This is a genomic window from Pseudomonas sp. CP4 (assembly GCF_047758505.1).
Taxonomy (GTDB): Bacteria; Pseudomonadota; Gammaproteobacteria; order Pseudomonadales; family Pseudomonadaceae; genus Aquipseudomonas; species Aquipseudomonas fluorescens_AO.
This window is the reverse complement of the sequence record NZ_CP180489.1, coordinates 4,866,183-4,887,553: the sequence shown is the minus strand read 5'-3', so window position 1 is coordinate 4,887,553 and position 21,371 is coordinate 4,866,183. Positions and strand designations below refer to the sequence as shown.

Annotated in this window: 20 protein-coding genes, 4 tRNA genes and 1 riboswitch; of the genes, 6 read left to right on the top strand and 18 right to left on the bottom strand. The window is 59.9% G+C overall.

Going from position 1 to position 21,371, the window contains the following annotated elements:
• Window positions 1-3: 3 nt before the first annotated feature.
• Both ACMYUN_RS21995 and ACMYUN_RS21990 read right to left on the bottom strand, forming a co-directional pair.
• Complete coding sequence (locus tag ACMYUN_RS21995; protein WP_415763993.1) at window positions 4-543, bottom strand: hypothetical protein; 540 nt, start codon at window positions 541-543, stop codon at window positions 4-6.
• Window positions 544-679: 136 nt separating this feature from the next.
• Window positions 680-756 (bottom strand) — tRNA-Arg (locus ACMYUN_RS21990).
• A gap of 306 nt (window positions 757-1,062) precedes the next feature.
• On the opposite strand from ACMYUN_RS21990, the gene ACMYUN_RS21985 reads away from it, so the two are divergent.
• Together ACMYUN_RS21985 and ACMYUN_RS21980 are read left to right on the top strand one after the other, a co-directional pair.
• Window positions 1,063-1,296 carry a hypothetical protein gene (locus ACMYUN_RS21985; RefSeq protein ID WP_415761764.1) on the top strand — a complete coding sequence of 78 codons (234 nt, stop codon included), beginning with the start codon at window positions 1,063-1,065 and terminating at the stop codon, window positions 1,294-1,296.
• A 20-nt stretch (window positions 1,297-1,316) separates the two neighbouring features.
• Window positions 1,317-1,496, top strand: coding sequence for a PA3371 family protein (locus ACMYUN_RS21980; RefSeq protein ID WP_016773599.1), 180 nt, complete (start codon window positions 1,317-1,319; stop codon window positions 1,494-1,496).
• Here the strand turns inward: ACMYUN_RS21980 and phnN are convergent.
• Complete coding sequence (phnN, locus tag ACMYUN_RS21975; RefSeq protein WP_415761763.1) at window positions 1,471-2,040, bottom strand: phosphonate metabolism protein/1,5-bisphosphokinase (PRPP-forming) PhnN; 570 nt, start codon at window positions 2,038-2,040, stop codon at window positions 1,471-1,473. The genes ACMYUN_RS21980 and phnN overlap by 26 nt on opposite strands.
• Window positions 2,041-2,428: 388 nt before the next feature.
• On the opposite strand from phnN, the gene ACMYUN_RS21970 reads away from it, so the two are divergent.
• Window positions 2,429-2,755, top strand: coding sequence for an Arc family DNA-binding protein (locus ACMYUN_RS21970; RefSeq protein WP_003178899.1), 327 nt, complete (start codon window positions 2,429-2,431; stop codon window positions 2,753-2,755).
• A 117-nt stretch (window positions 2,756-2,872) separates the two neighbouring features.
• Here the strand turns inward: ACMYUN_RS21970 and mgtE are convergent, their stop codons facing one another.
• Window positions 2,873-4,315: a magnesium transporter gene (mgtE, locus tag ACMYUN_RS21965; protein WP_016773597.1), complete on the bottom strand. Its 1,443-nt coding sequence runs from the start codon at window positions 4,313-4,315 to the stop codon at window positions 2,873-2,875.
• Window positions 4,316-4,636: 321 nt separating this feature from the next.
• On the opposite strand from mgtE, the gene ACMYUN_RS21960 reads away from it, so the two are divergent.
• Window positions 4,637-5,149: a cell envelope protein SmpA gene (locus tag ACMYUN_RS21960; protein ID WP_415761762.1), complete on the top strand. Its 513-nt coding sequence runs from the start codon at window positions 4,637-4,639 to the stop codon at window positions 5,147-5,149.
• A gap of 19 nt (window positions 5,150-5,168) precedes the next feature.
• Here ACMYUN_RS21960 and ACMYUN_RS21955 read toward each other — a convergent pair.
• From ACMYUN_RS21955 to ltaE, 7 genes are all read right to left on the bottom strand, one after another.
• A tRNA-Arg gene (locus ACMYUN_RS21955) sits at window positions 5,169-5,245 on the bottom strand.
• A gap of 72 nt (window positions 5,246-5,317) precedes the next feature.
• Window positions 5,318-5,394: transfer RNA gene (locus ACMYUN_RS21950), tRNA-Arg, on the bottom strand.
• A gap of 107 nt (window positions 5,395-5,501) precedes the next feature.
• Window positions 5,502-5,592 (bottom strand) — tRNA-Ser (locus ACMYUN_RS21945).
• A 62-nt stretch (window positions 5,593-5,654) separates the two neighbouring features.
• Entirely contained in the window at window positions 5,655-5,843 is a 189-nt protein-coding gene (gene csrA / locus ACMYUN_RS21940) for a carbon storage regulator CsrA (protein ID WP_002554426.1), read from the bottom strand.
• A 187-nt stretch (window positions 5,844-6,030) separates the two neighbouring features.
• Entirely contained in the window at window positions 6,031-7,272 is a 1,242-nt protein-coding gene (locus tag ACMYUN_RS21935; protein ID WP_016773595.1) for an aspartate kinase, read from the bottom strand.
• Between the two features lie 90 nt (window positions 7,273-7,362).
• Window positions 7,363-9,978, bottom strand: a complete 2,616-nt coding sequence (alaS, locus tag ACMYUN_RS21930) for an alanine--tRNA ligase (RefSeq protein WP_415761761.1) — start codon at window positions 9,976-9,978, stop codon at window positions 7,363-7,365.
• Between the two features lie 146 nt (window positions 9,979-10,124).
• Entirely contained in the window at window positions 10,125-11,129 is a 1,005-nt protein-coding gene (gene ltaE, locus ACMYUN_RS21925) for a low-specificity L-threonine aldolase (RefSeq protein ID WP_415761760.1), read from the bottom strand.
• A gap of 274 nt (window positions 11,130-11,403) precedes the next feature.
• Window positions 11,404-11,575: riboswitch (FMN riboswitch) on the top strand.
• Window positions 11,576-11,678: 103 nt separating this feature from the next.
• On the opposite strand from ltaE, the gene ACMYUN_RS21920 reads away from it, so the two are divergent.
• A complete protein-coding gene (locus ACMYUN_RS21920; RefSeq protein WP_415761759.1) occupies window positions 11,679-12,188 on the top strand; it encodes a 6,7-dimethyl-8-ribityllumazine synthase in 510 nt (169 codons plus the stop codon).
• Window positions 12,189-12,324: 136 nt separating this feature from the next.
• Here the strand turns inward: ACMYUN_RS21920 and astE are convergent, their stop codons facing one another.
• From astE to ACMYUN_RS21885, 7 genes are all read right to left on the bottom strand, one after another.
• A complete protein-coding gene (gene astE, locus ACMYUN_RS21915; RefSeq protein ID WP_415761758.1) occupies window positions 12,325-13,335 on the bottom strand; it encodes a succinylglutamate desuccinylase in 1,011 nt (336 codons plus the stop codon).
• Between the two features lie 12 nt (window positions 13,336-13,347).
• Window positions 13,348-13,638, bottom strand: a complete 291-nt coding sequence (locus ACMYUN_RS21910) for a hypothetical protein (RefSeq protein ID WP_016773591.1) — start codon at window positions 13,636-13,638, stop codon at window positions 13,348-13,350.
• Window positions 13,639-13,695: 57 nt separating this feature from the next.
• The gene (gene astB, locus ACMYUN_RS21905) at window positions 13,696-15,042 is read right to left on the bottom strand and encodes an N-succinylarginine dihydrolase (RefSeq protein ID WP_310405395.1); all 1,347 of its coding nucleotides are present in this window, start codon (window positions 15,040-15,042) and stop codon (window positions 13,696-13,698) included.
• A gap of 164 nt (window positions 15,043-15,206) precedes the next feature.
• Window positions 15,207-16,676, bottom strand: a complete 1,470-nt coding sequence (astD, locus tag ACMYUN_RS21900; RefSeq protein ID WP_415763992.1) for a succinylglutamate-semialdehyde dehydrogenase — start codon at window positions 16,674-16,676, stop codon at window positions 15,207-15,209.
• Window positions 16,673-17,698: an arginine N-succinyltransferase gene (gene astA / locus ACMYUN_RS21895; RefSeq protein ID WP_024014014.1), complete on the bottom strand. Its 1,026-nt coding sequence runs from the start codon at window positions 17,696-17,698 to the stop codon at window positions 16,673-16,675. Before astA ends, astD begins: the two co-directional genes overlap by 4 nt.
• A 51-nt stretch (window positions 17,699-17,749) precedes the next feature.
• Window positions 17,750-18,769, bottom strand: coding sequence for an arginine/ornithine succinyltransferase subunit alpha (gene aruF, locus ACMYUN_RS21890; protein WP_024014015.1), 1,020 nt, complete (start codon window positions 18,767-18,769; stop codon window positions 17,750-17,752).
• 236 nt (window positions 18,770-19,005) lie between these two features.
• Entirely contained in the window at window positions 19,006-20,226 is a 1,221-nt protein-coding gene (locus ACMYUN_RS21885; protein ID WP_016773586.1) for an aspartate aminotransferase family protein, read from the bottom strand.
• A 303-nt stretch (window positions 20,227-20,529) separates the two neighbouring features.
• Between ACMYUN_RS21885 and ACMYUN_RS21880 the strand changes: the two genes are divergently transcribed.
• Window positions 20,530-21,369: a dermonecrotic toxin domain-containing protein gene (locus ACMYUN_RS21880; RefSeq protein WP_415761757.1), complete on the top strand. Its 840-nt coding sequence runs from the start codon at window positions 20,530-20,532 to the stop codon at window positions 21,367-21,369.
• Window positions 21,370-21,371 lie beyond the last annotated feature (2 nt).

Sequence of the window (21,371 nt, the reverse complement as noted above, 5' to 3'; positions counted from 1 at the left end):
CGCTCAGCACAAATAAGCGCGTTGCACGCAGACCCGATGATCGATCGCCTGCTGCAAACGCGCCTTGCTCTCGGCCCAGAGGCCAGGATCGACGCGCGTGCGGCGCATCAACTCAAGCACGACGGCTTTGGCTTCCAGGTATTCCGACCAGGCGTCGGCAGCCTTGAGCTTGAGCCGCTCGGTTTCGCTCATGTCCATCCGGCGCAGGGCCAGCGCCAATGGGTCGGTGACCACCGGACTCAAGACGCACTGAACGCGGTGCGGTGAAATGAACCCCTGGTAGTCGAGCAAGATCTCCCGCACGCGCCGGGTCCCCCACTTCAAGGCCACCTCGCAGGATTGCGAGGTTTCACGATCGTGAAACTCCTCACTGAGCGCCCGCCCGTCCTCCAGGTAAACCCCGACAAACACCTGTGTCACGCCGCTTGTGTTGATCCGCGCCTGCACTTCGATCTGCAAGCCGTCGCTCAAGACTTCTTCATGGCTGTGCAGCGCTAAACGGCTGTTGCTCCAAAACCAATACTGGGCACCCCGACGTCTCACCATGGCTCTCCTCCCCCGCGAGTCGGAAATTAAGGCACAGATTCGGCGGATCGCCAGGACAACTCGTCAGCTGACACCAACGCAAAAAGCCCCGTCGCACGGATAGATGCGACGGGGCTTTTCGGTGTTGAAGAGGTGGTGTCCCAGGCGGGGTTCGAACCTGCAACCTTCCCCTTAGGAGGGGGATGCTCTATCCAATTGAGCTACTGAGACACTGAGACACTGATTGACGCGCGCTGGACGCGGCACGACAGACGGCGTGCATGTTAACGGCCAGCCCCTGTTTTGTCATGTCGTCCGTAGGGCTTTTTAAGTGTAGGCAAGCGCCCTGAAAGATTGCGGGAACTTTTACCGGGCAAATTGCACTGCGCGAAAATGCAGTCATTGCAGATTGCAATCAGCGCTTCCCGAAAAACCTTACCAAACCCTTGTTTTTAAAGGACTTATCAGCCGTTACACTGTTGGCACGGCGACTGCTATGCCTGTTCTATCAAAAAGAACAATTTGGAGCGTCGTGCCATGAACAGCACCCTCTTGCTTGCAAACGCAGCGGCTCTGGCTTTCTTGCTCGGATCACATTTTTTTCCCAAGGCTGACATTGAGCAGCCAGTAGCGCAGCGCATGCCGCATTACCTGCAGGTGCAGAAAGCGCCGCAGTGGGCAGTGTTGAGTGAACGCAGCGACGCTTCTACGCAAATGGTCAGCGAGCCTGAGCAAGCCTCGGCGCCGACCACCGAACGTCTGGTTTTTTGAAATATCTTCAGGAGTAGAACATGTCCAAATCGGCGACAGGATTTCTCATCCTCGCTTTACTGAGTGGCGTTACCCACCTGGCGCTGTTCGAGGAGACGGAAGTCACCTTGCCTCTGGTTGGCTGTGGCGTATTTGCAGTGCTGTTTGTGTTGGCGCTGATCGCCGGTCGCAAGATCAAGTTCGATCCGGTCCTGCGTTGAGTTGAACCCATTCCAGTAACGCGGCGACAGCGATGGCAAGGTCGGCAGAATTATCGATCTGGTGAACGGGGCTGTCGCTGGATCTTCGGTCTTTGAACAACGCGTTGCGAGCCAGCCTCGCATCGATCTGCTCAGGGGTTTCCCGGCCACGCTTGAGCAAGCGCTCACGCAGAACCTCGTCTGTGACGGTCAACAGGATCGGCACAAGGGTCGGATAAACCTCCGTCGCCTGGCGCAGGTTCGCTCTCGAACCATTCACCAGCACATGCCGCCCGCCTCGCAACCATTCATCCATTTCTTTGGTAATACCGTAAGACAGGCCGTTGGCTTGCCAGGCCAAGGAAAAGGCCCCGGCGCGCTGTCGCCGGTCGAACTCTTCAGGCGTCACGCCAATTGCATCTTCGCCAACGGACTCCGCTGATCGGGTAATCACCCGGCGCATTACTTCACAGTTCAACGCTCGCAATGGCTCACGCGATGCCTCGATCAGGCTGTCCTTGCCCGAACCGGACGGCCCCATCAGGTAAAAAAGCTTGCCATCCATCCTGTAAACGCCCTCCAACGGGTCCTGCCTCTAGTAAATCGGCAAATTGCCACTATCCTGTACACATAGGGATTCAGAATAGCGAGCCGCATAGCATGCACGTTCCGAGGTCTTCGGACATCAACAGATGTGCATTCGAAAGCGGGCAGCGATACGGATGAATGGAAAGTTTTCCAACCAGTCCGCATTTCTGACAACTGGTGCTGGCATTACGCCTTTACCCGGCTCAATATTTGTCACAGAATTGACGCCAATGATCTGGCAATTTTGAGGCATGATGCCGGCCTCTTAACAATTCAGGTTGAACCAATTGGTCCGGATGCTTGTCCTACCACACATCCTGCGGCCAATCCCGAGAACCGCTCCCCTGAACTAACCGGTTAAATATATGCGCCCATTGAAACAGGCAATTTATTCCAGCCGTACGGCTGACAAGTTTGTCGTACGTCTGCCAGACGGAATGCGTGAACGCATTGCCGAGGTGGCTCGCAATCATCATCGCAGCATGAACTCCGAGATCATTGCGCGCCTTGAGCAGAGTCTTATTCAGGAAGGCGCACTGGGCGAAGAGCTGAGCATGCGCCTGGACAGCCCGGAGCTGTCGCTGCACGAGCGCGAGCTGTTGCAACGCTTCCGTCAGCTGTCGCACCGTCAGCAGAACGCCCTTGTGTCGCTGATCGCCCACGACGCCGAGATGGCCGCAGACGCGTCCTGAGCTATACCGAACATATTGAAGCCAGCATGATTGCTGGCTTTTTTTTGCCTCGGTTTTCGAGATTTCGCAGGCGCAAAAAAAGCCCGTCAATTTGACGGGCTTTTCATTCACTACAGATCAGAGCAGGAAGATTGTCGCCAGCCCGAGGAAGATGAAGAACCCCCCGCTGTCGGTCATTGCAGTGATCATGACGCTGGCGCCCATCGCCGGATCGCGGCCCATTTTGGCCAGCGTCATCGGGATCAACACGCCCATCAATGCCGCCAGTAACAGATTGAGCGTCATTGCTGCCGTCATCACTACGCCAAGCGACCAACTGCCGTAAAGCATGTACGCGACCACGCCGATTACCCCGCCCCAGACCAGACCGTTGATCAAACCAACCGCCAGCTCTTTGCGCATCAATCGCGAGGTGTTGCCGGTGCTGACCTGATCCAGCGCCATGGCGCGCACGATCATGGTGATGGTCTGGTTGCCGGAGTTGCCGCCGATACCGGCGACGATCGGCATGAGTGCCGCCAGCGCCACCAGTTTCTCGATCGAGCCCTCAAACAGACCGATCACCCGCGATGCCACAAATGCAGTGATCAGGTTCACCGCCAGCCATGCCCAACGGTTGCGCAGGGATTTCCACACCGAGGCGAAGATGTCTTCCTCTTCGCGCAGACCGGCCATGTTGAGGACTTCGCTTTCGCTTTCCTCACGAATCAGGTCGACCATTTCGTCGATGGTCAGACGGCCGATCAGTTTGCCGTTCTTGTCGACCACCGGCGCCGAGATCAAGTCGTAACGCTCGAATGCCTGAGCAGCGTCGTAGGCGTCTTCATCCGGGTGGAAACTCACCGGATCGCTGGCCATTACTTCGGCGACCTGTTTTTCCGGATCGTTGACCAGCAGACGCTTGATCGGCAACACGCCCTTGAGCACGCCGTCGTAATCGACCACGAACAGTTTGTCGGTGTGACCAGGAAGCTCTTTGAGGCGACGTAGATAACGCAGAACCACTTCAAGGCTGACGTCCTCACGGATCGTCACCATCTCGAAGTCCATCAGCGCACCGACCTGATCCTCGTCGTAGGAAAGAGCCGAGCGCACGCGTTCGCGCTGCTGGTTATCCAGACTCTCCATCAGCTCATGGACAACGTCTCGCGGCAGCTCGGAGGCCAGGTCAGCGAGTTCGTCGGCGTCCATGTCCTTGGCCGCAGCCAGGAGCTCGTGATCGTCCATGTCGGCGATCAGCGTTTCACGGACGGAATCGGATACTTCGAGAAGAATGTCGCCGTCGCGGTCGGCCTTGACCAGTTGCCAGAGCGTCAGACGATCGTCCAGCGGCAAGGCTTCGAGAATGTAGGCGACGTCGGCGGAGTGCAGGTCATCGAGCTTGCGTTGCAGCTCGACGAGATTTTGCCGGTGAACCAGGTTTTCCACGCGGTCGTGGTGCGGACCTTCCTGGCGATGAGTCAGGTCTTCTACGACACGCTGGCGCTGCAGCAACTCGACGACCTGAGCCAGGCGGTCCTGCAGGCTTTCCTGTGTTTTCTTTACTTCGATTTCGGACATAGGCGAACTCCACTCCCAGCAGCGGGGCACGCCGGGAGGATCAATCAGTCAATTCATGATTGGTGAAACGGTTTACTGAACAACTACTGGGTAAGTCCATGGAGGTATTCCATAAGCCCCGGCGGGGCTGACGGGCGCAATGATACACGCCCGACGGTTTAAAACGTTGAAAAAATCACGGCTGAAACAAGCGCTTGCGAAACAAACCTGAGCGCTTGCGTGATCCGTGCAAATGCGACGACTCATCTTGAAAAGAAAACACACCGGCATTGCAAAAAGCAGCGACTACCCTTCAGCGTAGATCGTCACGGAGGACATCGAATGCCATCAAAACCCGCGCTTTTTCTATTGACCGCCCTGCTCCCCGTCATCTCATCCAAAGCCGCCACGCTTCATCGTTGCGAAGCCGCTGACGGCAGCGTCACCTTCACATCGATGAGCTGCGCAATGGGTGAGCAACTCTCGGTTCAGGAGGTTCATCCCTATTCTCCCGGCTGGGTCGCAATCATGCCGGAGTTCAATCACGAAGCTGTGACAGGCATGAACGACCGCGGCCGCGAACCGGGCATCGTCGGCGGCGCCGAACACAAATGTGGAAACCAGATCGATAACAGGCAGCGGCGCGAAGCAATCATCAACCGGCGGGTGATTGCCGGCATGAGCCAGCGGGACGTCGAAAGCGCACTGGGCAAGCCGGACAAGATCAACACGCGCACATCGACCACGAGCTATCGTTACGACCTCAAGCGAGGCCGCAGTGCTCAAATTGATTTTGATGAAAGGGGCTGCGTGAAGGGAAAAGCCAAATCCCGGATAGCAAAAAGCCCGCGTTAAACGCGGGCTTCTTGGTATATGGTGCACTCGACAGGATTCGAACCTGTGACCGCTCGGTTCGTAGCCGAGTACTCTATCCAGCTGAGCTACGAGTGCATTTTGTGTTTTTAAACCAGACCACAACTGGCTGTAACCGAGTTACTCACCTTACAGCAAATAACTCTTAAATGGTGCACTCGACAGGATTCGAACCTGTGACCGCTCGGTTCGTAGCCGAGTACTCTATCCAGCTGAGCTACGAGTGCATTTGTTGCCGCGCATTATAGGCCGTCTAATCTCTATGTCAAACACTTTTTCTAGTAATTTCAACAACTTACAGGAAAAGCCAGATTACGACGTACTAAGCAAATAATGGCGGAGAACGGGGGATTCGAACCCCCGACACCCTTTTGAGGTGTACTCCCTTAGCAGGGGAGCGCCTTCGGCCACTCGGCCAGCTCTCCGCAACACGGGGCGTATATTAACCAGCTTCTTCCCCGTTTGCAAACATAAAAATCGATAAAAATTAATGGCTTGGTTCTTCGTCCTTCTCTTTCTTTATACGCAGGTAAATTTCCTCACGGTGCACCGCAACCTCTTTCGGAGCGTTGACGCCGATACGCACCTGGTTTCCTTTGACGCCGAGCACGGTCACGGTGATTTCGCCGTCACCGATAATCAGGCTTTCCGCGCACCGACGAGTCAGAATCAGCATACCTTTCTCCTTACGCCATTCATTTCAGGGACAACAGTCTGCAAAAAAAAGGCACCCGACCTACAACCGCAGCGATCGTAGCCCTACATGCCTGAGTATTGACCAGCGCGAGCAAAAGAACAGTTCCGGGGCTCGCGCCATTCAAAAATAAAGGGCGCGGTCAGACCGCGCCCTTCACTGAAGCGGATTACTCGCCCTGACGGGCCGGAGCATCCAGTTCGAAAGCCGTGTGCAGCGCGCGCACGGCCAGTTCCAGGTATTTCTCTTCGATCACTACGGAAACCTTGATTTCCGAAGTCGAGATCATCTGGATGTTGATGCTTTCTTTCGCCAGGGATTCGAACATGCGGCTGGCCACGCCTGCGTGGGAACGCATGCCGACGCCGACGATCGAGACCTTGGCAATCTTGGTGTCGCCAACAACTTCACGGGCACCGATCTCGCGAGCGGTGTTTTCCAGCACGGTCTGTGCGGCCTGGTAGTCGTTGCGGTGCACGGTGAAGGTAAAGTCGGTGGTGTTATCGTGCGCGACGTTCTGCACGATCATGTCGACTTCGATGTTCGCGGCACTGATCGGGCCGAGAATCTTGAACGCCACACCCGGGGTGTCTGGCACGCCACGGATGGTCAGCTTGGCTTCATCGCGATTGAAAGCGATGCCGGAAATGATCGGCTGTTCCATGGTTTCCTCTTCATCAATAGTAATGAGGGTGCCCGGACCCTCCTTGAAGCTGTGCAGTACGCGCAGCGGAACGTTGTACTTGCCGGCGAATTCCACCGCACGGATCTGCAGTACCTTGGAACCAAGGCTGGCCATTTCCAGCATTTCTTCGAAGGTGATCTTGTCCAGACGCTGAGCGACCGGCACCACACGCGGGTCGGTGGTGTAGACACCGTCGACGTCGGTGTAGATCTGGCATTCATCGGCCTTCAAGGCAGCTGCCAGTGCCACGCCAGTGGTATCGGAACCGCCGCGACCGAGGGTGGTGATGTTGCCGTGCTCATCGACGCCCTGGAAACCGGCGACAACCACCACGCGACCGGCCTTCAGATCACCGCGAATCTTCTGGTCATCAATCTGCAAGATACGCGCTTTATTGTGTGCGCTGTCAGTCAGGATCCGCACCTGATTACCGGTGTACGACACCGCCGGCACACCGCGTTTGATCAGCGCCATGGCCAACAGGGCAATCGTCACCTGTTCACCGGTGGACACGATCACGTCCAGCTCGCGCGGAACCGGTTGTGCCTCACCACTGATTTGCTTGGCCAGATCGATCAGACGGTTGGTTTCGCCGCTCATTGCAGACAGCACAACCACCAGGTCATCGCCGGCATCGCGGAATTTCTTAACCTTGTCGGCGACCTGCTCGATTCTCTCGACAGTGCCGACCGAGGTGCCTCCAAATTTCTGTACGATCAAAGCCATTTCAAAGCCGCCTCTGCCCATGAAGGGCGCCCAATAATCTTTCGAACAGTCGCCGGGCCCGCCACTAGACTGCGGGCCCGGCGAGCCGTCTTATAAAGCCTGCTCGACGAATGGAACGGTCAGCGCCAGTGCGCCATCCAACGCAGCGGCATCGACACCGCCGCCCTGCGCCATGTCCGGACGACCACCGCCCTTCCCGCCCACTGCCGCAGCAGCCTGTTTCATCAAATCACCGGCTTTGAGTTGGCCAGTCAGGTCCTTGGTTACGCCTGCAACCAGTACGACCTTTTCCTCATGGACACCGCCGAGCAGGATCACTGCGCGGCCGAGTTTGTTTTTCAGCTGATCGACCAGCGCCAGCAGCGCCTTGCCATCCTGACCGTCCAGACGGGCGGCCAGCACCTTCACATCCTTGACGTCCACCGCCGAGGCCGACAGATCGTCGCCCGCAGCGCTGGCTGCCCTGGCCTGCAACTGCTCGAGTTGTTTCTCCAGCAGACGGTTGCGCTCCAGTACCGCCGAGAGCTTGTCGATCAGGTTGTCGCGGCTGCCCTTGACCAGGCTGGCCGCTTCCTTGAGTTGTTCTTCCGCCGCGTTCAAGTAGGCCAGCGCCGCAGCACCGGTGACTGCCTCGATACGACGCACGCCCGATGCCACACCGCCTTCGCTAATGATTTTCAGCAGGCCGATGTCGCCGGTACGGTTGGCGTGGATACCGCCGCACAGTTCGACCGAGAAGTCGCCCATGCTCAGCACGCGCACGCTGTCGCCGTACTTCTCGCCGAACAGCGCCATGGCGCCTTTGTTCTTTGCGGTTTCGATATCGGTTTCTTCGGTTTCAACGGCGGAGTTCTTGCGAATCTCGGCGTTGACGATGTCTTCCAGCTGCTTGATCTGTTCTGGCTTGATCGCTTCGAAGTGGCTGAAGTCGAAACGCAAGCGCTGACTGTCGACCAACGAACCTTTCTGCTGCACATGCTCACCGAGCACCTGACGCAGCGCGGCGTGCAGCAAGTGCGTAGCCGAGTGGTTCAGCGCAGTGGCGTGACGCACTTCGGCGTCGACGTGGGTTTCCACCGGCGCGCCAATGGTCAGGCTGCCCGAGGCCAGCACACCGTGGTGCAGGAATGCGCCGCCGGTCTTGGTGGTGTCACGCACATCAAAGCGGCTGTTGCCGGCCTGAATGAAACCGCAGTCGCCGATCTGGCCACCGGATTCGGCGTAGAAAGGCGTCTGATTGAGCACGATCACGCCTTCCTGACCTTCGCTCAGCACGTCGACCGACTGACCATCCTTATAGATGGCAACGATTTTCGCCGAGCCGCTGGTGGCGGCGTAACCGGTGAATTCGGTGGCCACGTCAACCTTGACCAGAGTGTTGTAGTCCAGACCGAACGAGCTGGCCGATCGTGCACGCACACGCTGGGCTTCCATCTCGCGCTCGAAGCCGACTTCGTCGACGGTCAGGCCGCGTTCGCGAGCGATGTCGGCGGTCAGGTCCATCGGGAAACCGTAGGTGTCGTAGAGTTTGAACACCACGTCGCCCGGCACCACGGTGCCTTTGAGCTCGGCCAGATCCTGCTCGAGGATTTTCAGGCCGTGCTCCAGGGTCTTGGAGAACTGCTCTTCTTCGGCCTTGAGCACGCGCTCGATATTGCTTTGCTGCTTCTGCAGTTCCGGGAAGGCTTCGCCCATCTCGGCGACCAGCGCCGCGACGATCTTGTAGAAGAAGCTGCCGGTGGCGCCGAGCTTGTTGCCGTGACGGCAGGCGCGACGGATGATCCGGCGCAGCACGTAACCGCGACCTTCGTTGGACGGCAGCACGCCATCGGCGATCAGGAAGCCGCAGGAACGGATGTGGTCGGAGACGACTTTGAGCGACGACTGATCGCCGTTTTCGCAGCCGATCGCTTCAGCCGAAGCCTTCAGCAGGTTCTTGAACAGGTCGATGTCGTAGTTGGAATTGACGTGCTGCATCACCGCACTGATCCGCTCCAGGCCCATGCCGGTGTCCACCGACGGCGCTGGCAACGGATGCAACACGCCATCGGCGGTGCGGTTGAACTGCATGAACACGTTGTTCCAGATTTCGATGTAGCGGTCGCCATCTTCTTCCGGCGAGCCCGGCGGGCCGCCCCAGATGTGCTCGCCGTGATCGTAGAAAATCTCGGTGCACGGGCCGCACGGGCCGGTATCGCCCATGGTCCAGAAGTTGTCGGACGCGTACGGTGCGCCCTTGTTGTCGCCGATGCGGATCATGCGCTCGGCTGGCACACCGATTTTCTGTGTCCAGATGTCATACGCTTCGTCGTCGGTGGCGTAGACGGTGACCCAGAGCTTTTCCTTCGGCAGCTTCAGCACGCCAGTGAGGAAGGTCCAGGCGAAGGTGATCGCGTCGTGCTTGAAGTAGTCGCCGAAGCTGAAGTTGCCGAGCATTTCGAAGAACGTGTGGTGACGCGCGGTATAACCGACGTTTTCCAGGTCACTGTTCTTGCCGCCGGCGCGCACGCATTTCTGGCTGCTGGTGGCACGGGTGTACGCACGTTTTTCCTGGCCCAGGAAGCAGTCCTTGAACTGGTTCATCCCCGCGTTGGTGAACAGCAGGGTTGGGTCGTTGCCCGGAATCAAAGAGCTGGAGGCTACACGGGTGTGGCCTTGCTCTTCGAAGAAGCGAAGGAAGGCTTCACGGATTTCTGCGCTTTTCATTAGGTTCTTCCACGGAGGCTGCGGCCAAAGGCCTGTTCGAAACGTCGTGAGACGAAGCGACGGCAAAGGGCCGCATTATATCGGCCCTGCGCGCGGGGTACAGCGTGTTTATACGATAGAAACGGTCAATTGGACGGCTAACGCTGTCACTTGCGTGAAAACTCGACGAATGTCGCGATCACTTGCTCGATTTGCGCCCGGCTAACGTCCATGTGCGTAACCATGCGCAAGCGCGCAGCGGCGCTGAGCCTGATCCCGCGTTCGCCGGCAAAGGCCTTGAGTGCTTGGGCTCTGTCGCCCATTTGCACATAAACCATGTTGGTTTGCACGGGTTCGACGACGAAACCGGCCTCACGCAGACCGTCGGCGAGCAACTGCGCGTTGTCATGGTCATCCGCCAGCCGTTCGACGTGATGATCCAGTGCGTACAAGCCAGCCGCCGCGAGCAACCCGGCCTGACGCATGCCGCCGCCGACCATTTTGCGCAAACGCCGCGCCTTGTCGATCAACTGTTCGGATCCGCACAGCACCGAGCCGACCGGCGCGCCGAGGCCTTTGGACAGGCACACCGACACCGAATCGAAATGCTGGGTGATCTCCCGGGCATCGACGCCGAGCTTGACCGCCGCGTTGTACAGCCGCGCGCCATCCAGGTGCAATTGCAGGCCATGCTCCTGAGTAAAGCGTCGGGCGCGCGCCAGATACTCAAGCGGCAGCACTTTGCCCTGCATGGTGTTTTCCAGCGTCAGCAAACGGCTACGGGCGAAATGGAAATCGTCAGGTTTGATCGCGGCGGCGACCTGATCCAGATCCAGCGAACCGTCGGCCTGCACTTCCAGCGGCTGCGGCTGGATCGAACCAAGCACCGCCGCCCCGCCACCTTCGTACTTATAGGTGTGCGCCTGCTGACCAACGATGTACTCGTCACCACGCTCGCAGTGCGCCATCAGGCCGAGCAGGTTGCTCATGGTCCCGGTCGGCACGAACAACGCGGCGGCAAAGCCCAGGCGTTTGGCCAGTTCGGCTTCGAGGCGATTGACCGTCGGATCTTCACCGTACACATCGTCTCCGGTGTCCGCTGCAGTCATCGCCTCGAGCATGGCGGGAGTCGGTTGGGTGACGGTGTCGCTGCGAAGATCGATAACACTCATGAACCTGGCCTCTGGTCAGCAGGGGAAATCCCGTTGTGAAGTAGGATTACTGCGGTCATCGCGCAGATTAATCAACCCTTGAAAGCGGAAAAATCCCATTCTTCGCTCGAGAAGACAAAGCCCCTGTAGGAGCGAGCCTGCTCGCGAAAGCGGAGTTACAGTCAGCATATTCGTTGAATGTGAAGCCGCTTTCGCGAGCGGGCTCGCTCCCACAGTGTCATGTGCATGGCCGGGAAATATGTGTTACAAACTTGCCGCCGCCTATGGGCGGCGAAAACGTTCTCAGGGCGGGGTGCAATTCCCCACCGGCGGTAATTGCGCGCAACGCGCATAGCCCGCGAGCGCTTGGCGTTGCACACGACTTGAGTCGGGTGCGTCGGCAAGGTCAGCAGACCCGGTGTGATTCCGGGGCCGACGGTCATAGTCCGGATGAAGAGAGAACGGGATCGACGCCAAAGGGCCGTCCGCGTGCATTCGTGCCTGCGTTCGCACCCTTGCATCCCTTTCGATTCATAACGCCCTGTTTTTCACACAAACAGGAGTCAGAACATGCAACCCACCGCTATCGACAGCAAAAGCAAACACCCACAGGGCGAGCGCGTCGCGCTTATCCAGGCCTGCTGGCACAAGGAAATCGTCGACCAGAGCCGTAAAGGCTTCATCGCCGAAATGCTGGTGCAGGGTTATCAGGAATCGGACATCGATTTCTTCGAAGTCGGCGGCGCTTTTGAGATGCCGCTGCACGCCAAGCTGCTGGCCAAATCTGGCCGTTACGCCGGCATCGTCGCCGCCGCCCTGGTGGTGGACGGCGGCATTTATCGCCACGAGTTCGTCGCGCAATCGGTGGTCAGCGGCCTGATGCAGGTGCAACTGGAAACCGAAGTGCCGGTGTTCTCGGTGTCGCTGACCCCGCATCACTTCCATTCGGGCGAAGAGCATCAGAAGTTCTTCTTCGAGCATTTTGTGCACAAGGGCCAGGAAGCAGCGCGGACTTGCGCGGATACGTTGCTGAAGATTCGTGCATTGCGTCGAACCGAGCCGCGTGCTGTAGCGGTCTGATTCTCACATGATCGTTCCCACGCTCTGCGTGGGAATGCCTCAATGGACGCTCTGCGTCCGCTGTTGGGACGCGGAGCGTCCCGGGCTGCATTCCCACGCGGAGCGTGGGAACGATCACACACGGAATGCGGTGAAGTCAGGCAAGGTTTTCGTCTGTGGCCGGCACGATCAGGATGCCGGCGCGCAGGCCGTTCTTGACCTTGGGGTTGGGGAAGATGATCCGTGCGCCCTGCTCTTCGATCACCCAGCGGGTATTGGCCAGGTCTTCGGCCAGCACATAGCCCGGCTCCAGCTCGGAAAAGTTCTCGATGTCCTGAGGCAGATTCAGGCGGAACGCATCGCTGTGCTTGATGATTTCCCGCGCGACGCTGAACAGTTGCAAACCGTCCAGCCCTTGCTCGGCGATTTCCGGCTCGGTGCCTTCGATGATCTGCTTCAGGCGGGTTTCCAGCAGCGACACGTTGACACCGTCGTTCTGCCCGAACGGTCGCGCCTTGCCCAATTCCAGGGTAAAAGCCTCGGCGTCGAGCTTGTCGTAGGTGTACGAGCTGAACACGATCGACGGCTTGTTCTGCAACAGCACCGCTTCCATGCCGGCCGCACGTAGCCGGGCCAACTCACGACGGGAATGCTGGCGCCCTTCCTTCCACGGGTACAAGGCGAACTGTTCGATCTTCGACCCACGAATCGCGGTGTGCAGGTCGTAGTGCAGACGCTGGCGATCGGGCTTGCTGAAAAAACTCGCCGCCAGCCGTTCCAGCTCACAGGCGCGCAACGCTTCCGAGCCGCTGCTTTGTTCGTGGCGGCCGTTGAACAGCCGGTTGACGTCCTGCTCGACGAAACGCTCACCCTTGCGGATGGCTTCCGGGTTGCCGAACAGGAACAGAATGCGTGCGCGCGGCTTGAGATCGCCGCGTGCGATGTCGTGCAGCAGCCGATCGAGCAACTCGATCGGTGCGGTTTCATTACCGTGGATGCCTGCCGACAGCAGCAGGTCCAGGCCATTGTCGCGCGCTTCCGGGGGCCGTACTTCCAGCGCCCCTTCGCTCAACCAGCGCATGCGCACGCCTTCGACAGTCAGTTGAGTCTTCTCCGCCGGTTCACGGCCGGCGAGGGTCAGTTCAAGCAGTTTGCCGAGGGCGAGCATAGAGCGGTTTCCTTAATGGTCGTGGTTGCAATCCGGGCCGTGTACGTGATCCTCGTCAGCGCCGAGGTCAGCCGGTTCCATTTCCAGTTGCAGACTTACCAGATTAGTCGCCAATGGGCGCAGCAGCAGGTTGGCGTACTCTTCGTCACCTTCCTCGACGTCGACGCCGATCAGCAGCTGGCCACGGCCGTCCTGCTGAATCCACAGCTCTTTGCCTTGCCACATGACCGCAACGCGGGTGCACGAGGTTTGCAATTGCGTGCCGTCGGTGTCTTCAAGGATCAGCTGCAGGGAATCGCTCATGTTTTTACTCTCTTGGGGTGACACGCCGCGCGCCACGTTCAGGCAGCGCGCCGGCGATCAATTGATCTGGAAGGGATAAACCGCGCCCAGTTTAAGGATTTGCGTCAGTTCATCCAGTGCCGTCCGGCATTCAAGCAGCAACTGCGGGTCCGCCAGGTCGGTTTCGCTCAGGCGGTCGCGGTAGTGCTTTTCAACCCATGCGGTCAACGAACCGTACAACGGGGCCGTCATGATAACCCCTGGGTTGACCGCCGCCAGTTCGGTTTCATTCAGCGCCACACGCAGACGCAGGCACGCCGGGCCACCGCCGTTCTGCATGCTCTGCTTGAGATCGAAGACCTTCACTTCGCGGATCATGCCACCCGAGCTGGTCAGGCTTTGCAGATAAGCCCAGACACGTTCGTTGGCCTGGCATTCCTGCGGCACGATCAGCAGCATCGAACCATCGGCACGCGACAGCAACTGGCTGTTGAACAGGTAGGAACGCACCGCATCATCGACGCTGACCGCCGAACGCGGCACACACACCGACTGGAAGTTGCCGCCGACCTTGGCCAGTTTGCCTTGCAGTTCGGCGAGCATCTTGTCGGTCTCGAGGAACGCGTCCTCGTGATAGAACAGCACCTCCCCATTGCCCACGGCGATCACGTCGTTGTGGAACACACCCTGATCGATGACATTGGGGTTTTGCTGGGCGTAGACCACGCCTTCGTCACGCAGACCGTGCAGACGCGCGACGGCTTGCGAGGCTTCGAGGGTCTGGCGCGCCGGGTATTTCTGCGGTGCCGGGAAACGATTGTCGAAGGCGCTGCGGCCGAATACGAAAAACTCGACACCGGCTTCACCGTACTCACGGCAGAAACGCGTGTGGTTGGCCGCGCCTTCATCACCGAACTGCGCCACTGCCGGCAAAGCGGCGTGATGGGCGAAGTGCTGTTGATTGGCGAACATCGCACCGAGCACGCGGCTGGTGGTCGGGTGCTCGATGCTGCGGTGATATTTGCAATTGAGGTTGGCGGCGGTGAAGTGCACGCGGCCGTCAGCGGTATCGGCGCTCGGGCTGACCGTCGCGGCATTGGCTACCCACATGCTTGAGGCCGAGCAACTGGCAACCAGCAGCGGCATCGCCTCTTTGGCGGCGCGCTCGATCACTTGTGCGTCAGTGCCGCTGAAGCCCAGACGACGCAGCGCGGCCACGTCGGGACGTTCTTGCGGAGCGAGCACGCCTTGCTGAAAGCCCATGTCCATCAGCGCTTTCATCTTGGCCAGACCTTGCAGCGCCGCTTCCTTCGGATTCGAGGATTGCTGACTGTTGCTCTGCGAGGCGACGTTGCCGTAGGACAGACCACCGTAGTTATGGGTCGGCCCCACTAGACCGTCAAAATTGACTTCATAGGATTTCATCAGCGAGGCTCCACGAGAATCTGTTGTTATAGGCATCGAGTAACAATTAGGTAAGACCGCGGTGCGGCCATCGCTGGCAAGCCAGCTCCCACATTGACCGCGTCGTACACAAAATGTGTGGACGTCTCTGACCCTGTGGGAGCTGGCTTGCCAGCAATTGGGCGCTACGCCATTTTCACGCCGGGTGTCAGCGAGGCAGGCAACACCAGGCTCGGGGTTTCCAGCGATGCCACCGGGTAAGCGCAGTAATCCGCTGCGTAGTAGGCACTGGCGCGGTGGTTGCCCGAGGCGCCGACGCCGCCGAACGGCGCGCTGCTCGCGGCGCCGGTCAGCTGTTTGTTCCAGTTGACGATGCCGGCGCGGCTTTCCAGCCAGAACTGCTGGTAACGCGCTTCGGAATCGGAGAGCAAACCGGCGGCCAGCCCGTAAGCGGTGTTGTTGGCTTCAGTGATCGCCGCAGCGAAATCGGCGTAGCGGATCACTTGCAGCAACGGCCCGAACAGTTCTTCGTCCGGACGCTCGGCCACGGCCGTCACATCGGCAATCCCCGGAGTCAGCAAGGCCGATTGCGCCTGTGGCTGAGTCATTTCCAGCAGCGCCACCGCGCCGTTGGCCAGCAGTTGCTCCTGCGCATCCATCAGCGCCTTCGCCGCGCCAAGGGAAATCACCGAGCCCATGAACGGCGCCGGTTGCTGATCGAACGCACCGACTTCAATGGTCGAACTGACTTCCACCAGACGCTTGAGCAGGCTGTCGCCCCACGCGCCTTGCGGCACCAGCAAACGGCGGGCGCAGGTGCAGCGCTGGCCGGCGGAAATGAATGCCGACTGAATGATCGTGTACACCGCCGCGTCCAGATCGGCGACCTGATCGACCACCAGCGGGTTGTTGCCGCCCATCTCCAGCGCAAGAATCTTGTCCGGGCGCCCGGCGAATTGCTGATGCAGGTGATTGCCGGTGCGGCTGGAGCCGGTGAAGAACAGACCGTCGATACCCGGGTTCGCCGCCAGAGCAATACCGGTTTCGCGGGCGCCCTGCAGCAGGTTCAAAACGCCCGCCGGCAGACCGGCTTCGATCCAGCACTTGACCGTCAGCTCGGCGACTTTCGGCGTCAGTTCGCTGGGCTTGAACAGCACGCTGTTACCGGCCAGCAGCGCCGGGACGATATGACCGTTAGGCAGGTGACCGGGGAAGTTGTAAGGGCCGAACACCGCGACCACGCCGTGCGGCTTGTGGCGCAATACGGCCGTGGCGTCGCCCAATGGGCCGCTCTTCTCGCCGGTCCGCTCACGGTAGCTCTGCACCGAAATCGCGATCTTGTTGACCATGCTGGTCACTTCAGTCGCGGCTTCCCACAGTGGTTTGCCGGTTTCTTCGCCGATGGTGCGAGCCAGTTCGTCAGCGTGGTTTTTCAACGCAGCAGCAAAAGCTTCGAGAACGCTGATGCGCTCCTCGAGGGTGCGACGTGCCCACTGAGGAAACGCCTGACGAGCAGCCTGCACCGCCGATTCGACCTGCGCGGCAGTGGCGCCCTCGCCCGCCCACAGCACTTGCTGGGTCACCGGGTTCAAAGATTGAAAGGCTTCGCCCTGACCGGCCAGCCACTCACCTGCGATGTATAGCGAATTCATTATTTCGACTCCCGTGCAGCGGACAACGCCACGGCGCGAACCTGATCGCCGGCGCTGAGTTGAAGACGTTTCGCGGTCTGCGGATCGACCACCAGGGTGCCCGCAGCCAGGCGCGCTGGTGCAGCCGTAATGCGGCAATCCTCGCGTTTGCGGTTGTGGATGATGAACGGCGTGGCGTCATCGCCCGGCGTGCCGACGGCCAGCACCAGCGCTTCGCTGTCACGCACCGCGCGGATCTTGCTGGTTTCGCATTCGATGGCCGGGCCGGCGTCGAAGATATCGACGTAACCCTGATAGCTGAAGCCTTCGCTCTTGAGCATCGCCAGTGCCGGCTCGGTGTCCGGGTGCACCTGGCCGATGACGTTGCGCGCGTCCGGCGAAAGGAAGCAGGTGTACAGCGGGAATTTCGGCATCAGTTCGGCGATGAACGCCTTGTTGCCGACGCCGGTCAGGTAATCGGCCTGGCTGAATTCCATCTTGAAGAAATGGCGGCCGAGGCTTTCCCAGAAGGGCGAGCGCCCGGCGTCATCGGACACGCCGCGCATCTCGGCGATGATCTTGTTGCCGAACAGCTCCGGGAACTCGGCGATGAACAGCATGCGCGCCTTGGACAGCATGCGGCCGTTGAGACCGTTGCGGTAATCGGCGTGCAGGAACAGCGAGCACAGCTCGGAATTGCCGGTCAGGTCGTTGGCCAGAAACAGCGTCGGAATCTCTCGGTAGATGTTCAGCTCTTGCGAAGCGCTGACCGTCAGACCGACACGGAAGTTGTACCAGGGCTCACGCAGGCCGACCGCACCGGCGATGGCGGAAATCCCCACCACACGGCCGTCATCGTCTTCGAGCACGAACAGATAGTCGGCATCACCGCGCCCGGCTTCGCCGCGAAAGGTCTTCTCGGCCCAGCCGACCCGGTGGGTCAGGCGCTCTTCGTTGGCCGGCAAGGTAGTCAGGCCGGTGCCGGTGCTGCGGGCCAGGTCGATCAGCGCGGATAAATCGCTGCTGCGTACGGGACGAACAATCATGCTATCTCCTCAAACGGGCCGCTCGCGCCACCCGTGAAACTCGCTAAGGCGTTAAACCGCCACCAGGCGCACGCTGGCACCTTCACCGACGCCCAGGGCTTCGGCCGCTTCCATATCCAGCGTCACCGGTTTGCCCGGCGCGTAGTCCAGCTCGAGCAACACCGCGCGGTAATCCTGCAACTGCGCGTTGGCCACCAGATACTGGCGCCCGGCGCCTTTGACCGGCTCGCCGATCTTCACCGGCACCACGCGGCTCTGGGCGATCGAACGGATCCCGGAAACCCGCGCATGCAGGGTCGGGCCACCGTCGAAGATGTCGATGTAGTGATCGGTCTCGAAGCCTTCGCGCATCAGGATGTCGAAGGTGATCTGCGCCCGTGGATGCACCTGGCCCATCGCCTCTTGGGCGGAGTCCGGCAGCAACGGCACGTAGATCGGGTAATGCGGCATCAGCTCGGCGAGGAAGGTGCGGCTTTTCAGCCCGCACAGACGCTCGGCCTCGGCGTAGTTGAGGTCGAAGAAATTACGCCCGATCGCATCCCAGAACGGCGAGTCGCCATTCTCGTCGCTGTAACCGACGATCTCGGTCACCACCGAATCGGCAAAACGCTCCGGGTGGCTGGCGACGAACAGCAGACGGCCACGGGAATTGAGCTCGGCCCACGGCGAACCGACCAGCTCGCGCTGCACGTAGAAACTGGTCAGCAAGCTGTTGCCGGTCAGGTCGTGGCACTGCGAGAGCACGTGGATCTTGTTGTGGATCTTCAGCTCGCGGGAGGCGTGGACGAAGGTCTCGTTGCGGAAGCTGTAGAACGGCTCCGAGTAGCCGGCGGACGCGACGATGGCCGAGCAGCCGACCAGTTTTCCGGTGCTCGAGTCTTCAAGGACAAAGAAGTAACTCTCTTCACCGTTGAAGCTCACTTCGGCGGCAAACGAAGCTTCGCTCGCGGCGATCTTGTCGCTCAGACGTTCCACGTCATCCGGCAAGGAAGTGACACCAATCGGGCTATCCGCAGCCAGACGCTGTACCTCGCCCAGATCAGCCATTTGCGCGGGGCGCATCACCAGCATGGTGTCACTCCTTTCTCTCAATATTCACAGAAAAAAACACCGGACCTTGTAGGAGTGAGCCTGTGTGGCGAGGGGATTTATCCCCGTTGGGCTGCGTAGTGGCCCCTTTTCTGGGGGTGCTTCGCGCCCCAACGGGGATAAATCCCCTCACCACAGGGCTCACTCCGACAGTCGAATCTGTCCGATGTAAAAAATTGGCTTCGGCGCCCGAAAACCTCCAGGCGCTGAAAGGTCCATCAGGCTTGCGTCAACTTCGCCGCGGCGCGTTCGAAGCGGTCGAGACCGGCATCGATATCGGCGTCTTCCACCACCAGGCTCGGGGCGAAACGGATCACGTCGGGGCCGGCCTGGAGAATCATCAGGCCTTCCTGTTCGGCGGCGTTGAAGATGTCCTTGGCCTTGCCTTTCCAGGCTTCGCTCAGCACGCAACCGATCAGCAGACCGAGACCACGCACCTGAGTGAACAGGCCGTATTTCTCGCCGATCTGTTGCAGGCGGGTCTTGAACTTGTCGTGCTTGGCGTTCACGCCGTTCAACACTTCAGGGGTGTTGACCACGTCGATCACCGCTTCGGCGACGGCGCAGGCCAGCGGGTTGCCGCCGTAAGTGGTGCCGTGGGTGCCGACGACCAGATGTTTGGCCAGCGCTTCGGTGGTCATCATCGCCGCGATCGGGAAACCGCCGCCCAGGCTCTTGGCGCTGGTGAGGATGTCCGGGGTCACGCCGTAATGCTGGTAGGCGAACAGCTTGCCGCTGCGGCCCATGCCGGTCTGCACTTCGTCGAACACCAGCAATGCGTTGTTGGCGTCGCACAGCTCGCGGGCACCTTGCAGGTAGGCCAACTCGGCCGGCAGCACGCCGCCCTCACCCTGGATCGGCTCGAGCACGACCGCGCAGGTCTTCTCGGACACCGCGGCTTTCAGCGCGGCCAGATCGTTGTACGGAACGTGGGTAATGCCGGTGATCTTCGGGCCGAAACCGTCGGAATACTTCGACTGGCCACCGACGTTGACGGTGAACAGGGTACGGCCGTGGAAGCTGTTCAGTGCGGCGATGATTTCGTATTTCTCAGTGCCGAAACGGTCGAATGCGACGCGACGGGCCAGCTTGAATGCGGCCTCATTGGCTTCGGCGCCGGAGTTGCAGAAGAACACGCGCTCGGCAAACGTGGCGTCGATCAGCTTGTGCGCCAGGCGCAGCGCCGGTTCGTTGGTGAACACGTTGGACACGTGCCACAGCTTGTTCGCCTGTTCGGTCAACGCACCGACCAGCGCCGGATGCGCGTGGCCCAGGACGTTGACGGCAATCCCGCCGGCGAAGTCGATCAGCTCGCGGCCGGCCTGATCCCAGACCCGGGAACCGGCGCCACGCACCGGAATGAAAGCGGCAGGCGCGTAGTTGGGAACCATTACCTGGTCGAAATCGGCGCGTTGTACCGCAGCGTGCTCAACGGACATCGGAGTCTCCTGAAGAGGAACACCCGCCTGGAACTGGCGAGCGATGAGGGGATTGTAAGGACAGTTGGGTGCCCGGCCTTGTCGCCAAGCGACAACTTCTTATAGCGCAAACCCCGGATTTTCCCGGGTTTACGGCAATGCGACATATAGCGTCGCAAAGGCGCAGTTTACCGGGCGCGGCCGATTTGCGGCAGGCCGCGCAGAATACCAAGTCAGCCTCGCCGCAGAGAGATAAATATGTACCGCACGGTGGGCGCTTGTTGCTGATTTGCTGAGGGTTCTTCTCAACGCCAAGGAATGCTCATGCACCTGTCTGATGGCCACTCACCGACAACCTTTAGCAAGACGCCCGAACCACAACATCCGGACGAGCACTATCAACCGCTGAAAAACGCGATTCCCCAATGGCTCGGCAACACCTCGGCCTCCCGCCGCGAGGCACTGAAAAACAGCCCGCCTCTAGTGCCTGAGGCGCTCAAGTCCGCTCCCGCCGAGCAACACGCCGTGATGAAGAAACTCACTGCGACCACTCTCACCGCGCAGAGCGAGGTAGACAAAAGCCTGGAACATCTGCAGGACGCCGCCGCTTTCGCCGAGCCTCTGCTCAAAGCGGAACTGAAAAACTGCTTCAACCTCGACGTGGATGTCAGAAACACCTATGTGCGCTTGTATATTCCGGTGACGACACCATGGTTTGCCATCAGCACCGGCGCCCGCGTCTGGACGGTGTCGTTGCTGGACGCCGCACTGCATAACTTCGAAGACCGTGAAACCTACGAAAACGCTTTCGAAGCCGCATCGACCTACACCACCGCACCATCGGCCAGCGGGCAGTTCGAGCCACTGCCGGACATCAAGGCCAGACTGAGCATCCCGGCGTTTACCCAACTGTGCCGCCGACTGGATATCGGTGCGCAGTACAAGGCCAGCCTGGAAAAAAATCTCGGTTACTCCGACCCTGCGCTCGCCTCGAGCCTGCGCGCCAAACTGGACGCCAGCGAGAAGGCCGCGATGAAAGCCGCGCTGCAGTGGGCGCGGATGCACCGTGACGTGTCGGAAAATCATTTCCGCCTGGTCGACGCCATGCTCGACGGCATGACGGGCTTTACATCAACGGTGCACCGGTGCTGTGTCATGACGTGACG